The organism is Bacillus sp. JJ1532 (genome assembly GCF_036965085.1).
In the GTDB taxonomy this organism is placed as follows: Bacteria; Bacillota; Bacilli; order Bacillales; family Cytobacillaceae; genus Cytobacillus.
Genome location: NZ_JBALOW010000072.1, coordinates 258 through 6,934 on the forward strand (window position 1 = coordinate 258; position 6,677 = coordinate 6,934).

Consider the following 6,677-nt stretch of genomic DNA (forward strand, 5'->3'; position numbering starts at 1 on the left):
CTTTATTAATTATTAAACCTTTCCAGGCCCCATTAATTCTCAATTAATGCAATTGAATTGAAAAAATTTAATAAAAATTAAGTGATATAATTTCCTTTTCCCCTTTTATTGCAGCCCATCTTCTAATACAATAAGAGTGTGGGGATATGATGCTTGTGGTTCGCTATTATCATGTAAAAATGGGAAATGGGGGGTTTACAATGACAGAATACATATTTGACTTAACAATTGTAGCACTTCTAGTAATTGGATTAACTGCTACACTTGGTGTCATTACAAATGGGCTTGGCGAAAAACTGTTCGGCGGAAAAAATAAAAATGAATTCGTTGATCAATGTGCAAAGTTCCAAACGGGCTGGAAAGCAGTTGGAGGAAAAAAGAAATAAAATCATATATAGATCGGAAAGAGACTGAAACTCAGTCTCTTTTTATTTTTTAATAATATAAATTAAATTAAACAAAAATTTTCAATAGTATTTTTAATTAATTTGTTGTATACTTTTAAAAAGAATTCTTTATTAAACAAAAGCGTAAAAGCGTAAAAGGTTTAGTTTTTCTTAAAAAGGAAAAACGATCTCATCCAAGAGATCGTTTTTATCATTTAGCATATTGCTCTTTATATTGTTTTTCTTCTTTTTCCGAGCAATACACGAAGTGTCCTGGTGTAATTTCTCGCATTTCAAGCTTTTCGTTATCACTATAGTTATGGACCTTCGGATCATATGAAATACGTTTGCGCGTACGCTCTGTATCTGGATCTGGAAGTGGAATCGCAGACAATAAAGATTGAGTGTATGGGTGCATTGGATTATTATATAGATCCTCCGCACTGGCAAGCTCAACAAGCTTTCCGAAGTACATAACACCAATACGGTCACTAATATATTTAACCATTGAAAGATCATGAGCGATAAAAAGATATGTTAATCCTTTTTCACGCTGCAAGTTTTTCAGTAAGTTAACTACTTGAGCTTGAATAGAAACGTCGAGTGCAGAAATTGGCTCATCGGCAATAATAAAGTCAGGTTCAACAGCCAATGCTCTTGCAATACCAATACGCTGTCTTTGACCGCCAGAGAATTCATGAGGATAGCGGTTAGCATGCTCTTTATTTAAACCAACCGTTTCTAATAGTTCATAAACTCTTTCCATTCGATCTTTTTTGCCTTTCGCTAAACCGTGAATATCAATTCCTTCAGCAATGATATCTGCAACGGTCATACGAGGGTTAAGTGAGGCATAAGGATCTTGGAATATCATTTGCATTTTTCGATTGAATTTCTTTAATTCTTTTGCTGATTTCCTGCCATGTACGTCTTCTCCATTGAAGAGAACCTGGCCATCAGTAGCATCATACAGACGAATAATCGTTCGGCCGGTAGTTGATTTTCCACATCCCGATTCACCAACAAGTCCCAATGTTTCACCTTTGAAAATGTCAAAAGTTATACCATCGACAGCTTTAACCATGTTAGGTTTCCCTACATTGAAATGCTGCTTTAAATTTTTTATTTCTAATAATTTTTCAGCCATGTTTATTTACCCTCCTTCACTAAGACTGGTTGTTTATATGTGGAGGATAATTTGCGCATCCGTTTTTGAACTGCTTCAGGCGGTTCTACCTTTGGTGCATCTGGATGAAGAAGCCATGTTTTTGCAAAATGCGTATCAGAAATTTGATACATTGGCGGTTCCTCTTCAAAGTCTATCGCAAGCGCATATTTATTTCTCGCTGCAAAAGCATCTCCTTTTGGAGGATTAGTTAAGTCTGGAGGTGTACCTGGTATTGCAGCAAGATCTGCTTTATCATCATTGTCTAAGCTCGGCATAGATGCTAGAAGCCCCCATGTATAAGGATGCCGAGGGTCGTAGAAAATCTCATCTACAGTACCCATCTCCACAATTTGTCCCGCATACATAACAGCTACTCGATCTGCTACGTTTGCAACAACTCCAAGATCATGAGTAATAAAGATAATGGACGTATCCATTTTGCTTTGTAAGTCTTTCATTAAATCAAGAATTTGTGCTTGAATCGTTACATCAAGAGCTGTAGTTGGCTCATCAGCAATTAAAAGCTTCGGATTTGCAGCAAGTGCAATAGCGATCATCGCACGCTGTCTCATTCCGCCCGAAAATTCGTGTGGGTATTGGTTGACACGTCTTTCCGGCATTGGAATACCAACTAGACTAAGCAGTTCCACTGCACGTGCTTTAGCAGCCTGCTTTGACATATTTTGATGCTTAATCAGACCTTCCATAATCTGATAGCCAATTTTCATTGTTGGATTTAGAGAAGTCATTGGATCCTGGAAAATCATACTGATTTCTTTTCCGCGGATTTTTTCCATTTGTTTATCTGTTTTTGGAACAATGTCTTCACCGTTGAAAAGAATTTGTCCACCAGTAATTTTTCCTGGAGGCATTGGAATTAATTTCATAATTGTCTGGGAGGTAACACTTTTACCGGACCCTGATTCACCAACAATAGCGAGTGTCTCTCCTTTATAAAGGTCAAAGCTAACCCCGCGGACTGCTTTCACATTTCCTCCATATGTTTGGAACGAGACTTCTAAATCTTTCACTTCAAGTATTTTTTCCATTTTCTCACTCCTTTGTCTAGCTCCCGCATTTCTAGTTTATTTGCGAAGTCTTGGGTCAAGCGCGTCACGTAACCCGTCCCCAATTACATTAAAGGCAAAAATCGTTAAACAAATAAACGTAGCTGGGAAGAATAAACGCCATGGATAATATCGTAAAGCTGGCAAACCGTCATTAGCCATTGTTCCCCAGCTGGCAAGAGGCGGTGTTAATCCAAGGCCAATATAACTTAAGAATGCTTCTGTGAAAATGGCAGATGGAACGGTTAACGTCATTGTAACCATAATTGGTCCCATCGCGTTTGGAATTAAATGTCGACCCATAATTCTTGTCGTGTTCGCTCCAAGTGTTTTCGCGGCTAGAACATACTCTTGACTTTTCAGTGATAATACTTGTCCACGGACAATACGCGACATATTGATCCAGCCAGTAATGGTCATTGCTAGAATCATTGTCCCAAGTCCTTGCCCTAGTACTACCATTAATAAGATAACTAGCAATAAGTATGGAACGCCATAAAGAATATCTGCAAAGCGCATCATAAATTCATCTGTGCGTCCGCCTTTATAGCCAGCGATTCCGCCCCAAATTACACCGATGAATAAATCAATAAGTGCAGCAGCAACTCCAATAAAGATAGAAATCCTGGCACCTTCCCAAGTTCTGACAAATACATCACGACCAAGATCATCTGTACCAAACCAGTGCTCAGAAGATGGAGGTTGGTTTTTATTTGCTAAATCGTTTGTCCGATAATCATATTCTGTCATATGTGGTCCAAAGGCCGCCATAATGATTAGTAAAAATAATAGAACTAATCCAAACATAGCAAGCTTGTTTTTTCGGAATCGGATGGAAACATCTTTCCAAAATGAAAGACTTGGCTTTGAAATTTTTTCGGCGTTTTCTAATTGTGATCCGACAAGTTGAAATTTATCTTTCGAAATCTGCATGTTTACTCTCCTTTCTTCCCGCCAGCAAGTTTGATGCGTGGGTCGATGAATCCGTATGCAATGTCAACAAGGAGAATAGATACAAGTAGCAATACACTATAGAAGACTGTTACACCCATAATAACTGTGTAATCGCGGTTTGTAATACTTGTTACGAAATGCGCACCTAAACCTGGAATACCAAAGATTCTTTCGATAACAAAGCTTCCTGTTAAGATTCCAGCAGTTAAAGGCCCCAAATACGTCACAACTGGTAAAAGTGCATTACGGATTGCATGCCTTACTGTAATAACTCCTTGACTTAACCCTTTTGCTTTTGCTGTTTTAATATAATCATTGCTCAATACTTCAAGCATACTCGAACGAGTCAGACGTGCAATAAATGCCATCGGTGTTGAACCTAAAGCTAAGGCTGGAAGAACAGTATGCATAAATGTTTCCCAGCGGGCAACAGGAAATAAGCCCAATTTAATTGCAAAAATGTATTGAAGAACGGATGCCATAATGAAGGATGGAACAGAGATTCCCAACACTGCTATGATCATAGCCGTGTAATCTGGCCATTTATTATGTCTTAATGCGGCAATAATCCCTAAAAGAACCCCGAACGCAATTGCTAGAAAAATTGCTTCCATTCCTAGCACGAATGAAACAGGGAAACCATCATTAATTAAATCGTTTACCGTTTGGCTTTTATATTTAAATGATGGGCCGAAATCCCATTTTGCCACTCTAAGTAAATATTCCCCGTATTGAGCATACCAAGGCTTGTCCAAACCATAGTGAGCATTTAGATTCGCTTCAATTTCGGGAGGCAGCTGTTTTTCAGATGTAAATGGGTTTCCGGGTGCAATGCGCATGAAGAAAAACGTTGCAGTTACGATCAGCCATAAGGAGATTAACATGTACAGTAAGCGCTTTCCAATATATTTAGCCATTGACTAACACCTCCAATTTTTTTCTTTGTCAAATAGAAAGCGGAAGCGCCATTTTCAGGCGCAACAGCAAAACAGAAAACTAAGGTATACAGGGAGATACCCCCATATACCTTAAGTTTAATTACTTATTCTTATTCAAAATAAGCCCATTTATATTGTACATCACCTAAGCCAGATACAACAACATCTTTTAGTTTTGGATCTTGAACCCAGTTGTTCGTGTAGTAATAGATTGGAGCGATTGGCATTTCATCCATAAAGATAGCCTCAGCATCCTTTAACATTTGTTGACGAACTTCTGGATCTCCTTCAGTAGCAGATTTTGCAAGTAATTCTTGATATTCTTTGTTTTCCCATCCAGTATCGTTGTTTCCGCCATTAGCGTCACGGAACATTTCAAGGAAGTTGATTGCATCGTTGAAGTCACCTAACCAGCCCATACGAGCAACTTGGTAATCAAGTGAATGTACTTTATCAAGGTATACAGCCCACTCTTGGTTATCAAGATTTACTTCTACACCAAGGTTGTTCTTCCACATATCTTGAATTGCTTGAGCAATCTTTTGATGTGCTTCAGAAGTATTGTAAGAAAGTGTTACAGCAGGAAGCTCAGAAGGATCTTTAAGACCCATTTCTTCTAATCCTTTTTGTAAATATTCTTTTGCTTTTTCTACGTCATTGTCATTGAAGTAGCCTTTTTCATTTTCTTCAAACATTGATGGCGGTACAAGTGCCATAGCTGGCTGCTGTTCACCTTGAAGGATGTTGTCAATAAGTTCTTGACGGTTAATTGACAATGCAAAAGCTTTACGGATATTTACATTGTTAAATGGTTCAACTGTAGTATTGAACTTGTACTTGTAAACACCAGCGATTGATTGTGTAGTTAAACGGCCTTCGTCTTTAAGAGCTTGCATTGCATCAGTTGGAAGCGCACCTGTTGGAGCACCAGCCCAATCAAGCTCACCATTATCAAACATAGATAATTCTGTATTTGGATCATTGATCATGATCATTTCAATTTTGTTTAATTTTACTGCGTCTGCATCCCAATAAGTTTCGCTCTTTTCAAGAACGATTTTATCACTATGAGCCCATTCAGTCATTACGAAAGGTCCGTTAGTTGTATAGTTTTCACCAGCATCATTAGCCCAATTTGGGTTTGCTTCGGCAATTTTGCTGTTGAATGGAAGGTAAGTATAGAACGCTGTTAACTCTAAGAAGAATGGAGTTGCGTTTTCAAGAGTAACTTCAAGAGTTTTCTCATCTAAAGCTTTAACTCCAACTTCATCAAGTGAACCGCCAGCAGTGTTAGCTGCTTCTCCACCTTTAATGTAATAAAGCTGGTATGCATACTCTGATTGGTTGTTTGGATCTAAAGCCCATTTCCAAGCAGCTTCGAAGTCATTTGCAGTGACAGGATCTCCATTTGACCATTTTGCGTCACGAATTGTAAACGTGTATACTTTTTGGTCATCAGAAACTTTTACATCTTCTGCCATTGCATTTTCTGGCTTCCCATCTTTTCCAATACGTGTTAAGCCTTCAAGAGTTTGGCGAAGCACTGTTCCAGAAGTAGAGTCTTTGGCAAGTGCCGGGTGTAACGATGGTGGTTCAGTATTAATATTAACTCTTAATTCTTGCGGTACATCAGACTTACCTGCGTCTTTATCTCCGCCTTTGTCTCCACTGTCAGCATTATCTTTTCCTCCGCAAGCAGCAAGGAACATACTTAGTACTAACAGCATGCTAAAAAAGATAGATAATCTTTTTTTCACGGTTTTAAACCCCCTATTTTTTACTGCAATCGTTTTCTTTACATTTCACTCCAAATACAAGTGTACATTGTGGGTAGATTACCGAAAAAGTCTGTAAATTAAAACGAGTTTGATAAACAGACATTGTAATAGCAAATAAAAAAGTAAGTTTATACTTTTAATAAAATGATTATCCCTATATTCTGACAAATAATCAGACAGCTGGAATTTGGCATCTTTATTTAATAGTTAAAACTTACTTTTTTAGTATAATAAAAAACCCCACATTTATTCTGTAAACACTTCGTAATAATCGTAATCATTTTGTAAAGAACTCGTTTGCTAAATTAATTATAATTTCATAAAAAAATTATTGCAAGTCCAGATTGTTTCGAATATAGCAATCTATTAATTTATTTATACAGAAA

At 37.7% G+C, this 6,677-nt stretch carries 6 protein-coding genes; 1 reads left to right on the plus strand and 5 read right to left on the minus strand.

Translation table 11 applies throughout. The annotated features are described in order from the left end of the window. Window positions 1-200 precede the first annotated feature (200 nt). Entirely contained in the window at window positions 201-386 is a 186-nt protein-coding gene (locus V7122_RS20685; RefSeq protein WP_335345697.1) for a hypothetical protein, read from the plus strand. Window positions 387-597: 211 nt separating this feature from the next. On the opposite strand, the gene V7122_RS20690 is transcribed toward V7122_RS20685, so the two are convergent. From V7122_RS20690 to V7122_RS20710, 5 genes are all read right to left on the minus strand, one after another. After that, window positions 598-1,533, minus strand: a complete 936-nt coding sequence (locus V7122_RS20690; RefSeq protein WP_335345698.1) for an ABC transporter ATP-binding protein — start codon at window positions 1,531-1,533, stop codon at window positions 598-600. Between the two features lie 2 nt (window positions 1,534-1,535). Further along, window positions 1,536-2,603 (minus strand): ABC transporter ATP-binding protein, encoded by a 1,068-nt coding sequence (locus V7122_RS20695; RefSeq protein ID WP_335345699.1) that lies wholly within the window; start codon window positions 2,601-2,603, stop codon window positions 1,536-1,538. Window positions 2,604-2,639: 36 nt separating this feature from the next. Next, window positions 2,640-3,554 carry an ABC transporter permease gene (locus tag V7122_RS20700; RefSeq protein ID WP_335345700.1) on the minus strand — a complete coding sequence of 305 codons (915 nt, stop codon included), beginning with the start codon at window positions 3,552-3,554 and terminating at the stop codon, window positions 2,640-2,642. 2 nt (window positions 3,555-3,556) lie between these two features. Beyond that, complete coding sequence (locus V7122_RS20705; protein ID WP_335345701.1) at window positions 3,557-4,492, minus strand: ABC transporter permease; 936 nt, start codon at window positions 4,490-4,492, stop codon at window positions 3,557-3,559. 131 nt (window positions 4,493-4,623) lie between these two features. Further along, window positions 4,624-6,270, minus strand: a complete 1,647-nt coding sequence (locus V7122_RS20710; protein WP_335528787.1) for a peptide ABC transporter substrate-binding protein — start codon at window positions 6,268-6,270, stop codon at window positions 4,624-4,626. Window positions 6,271-6,677 lie beyond the last annotated feature (407 nt).

What these genes read in the sequence shown, in the direction of transcription:
- V7122_RS20695 (WP_335345699.1), bottom strand. Translation starts at nt 2,603, where the DNA reads ATGGAAAAAATACTTGAAGTGAAAGATTTAGAAGTCTCGTTCCAAACA.
- V7122_RS20685 (WP_335345697.1), top strand. Translation starts at nt 201, where the DNA reads ATGACAGAATACATATTTGACTTAACAATTGTAGCACTTCTAGTAATT.
- V7122_RS20700 (WP_335345700.1), bottom strand. Translation starts at nt 3,554, where the DNA reads ATGCAGATTTCGAAAGATAAATTTCAACTTGTCGGATCACAATTAGAA.
- V7122_RS20705 (WP_335345701.1), bottom strand. Translation starts at nt 4,492, where the DNA reads ATGGCTAAATATATTGGAAAGCGCTTACTGTACATGTTAATCTCCTTA.
- V7122_RS20690 (WP_335345698.1), bottom strand. Translation starts at nt 1,533, where the DNA reads ATGGCTGAAAAATTATTAGAAATAAAAAATTTAAAGCAGCATTTCAAT.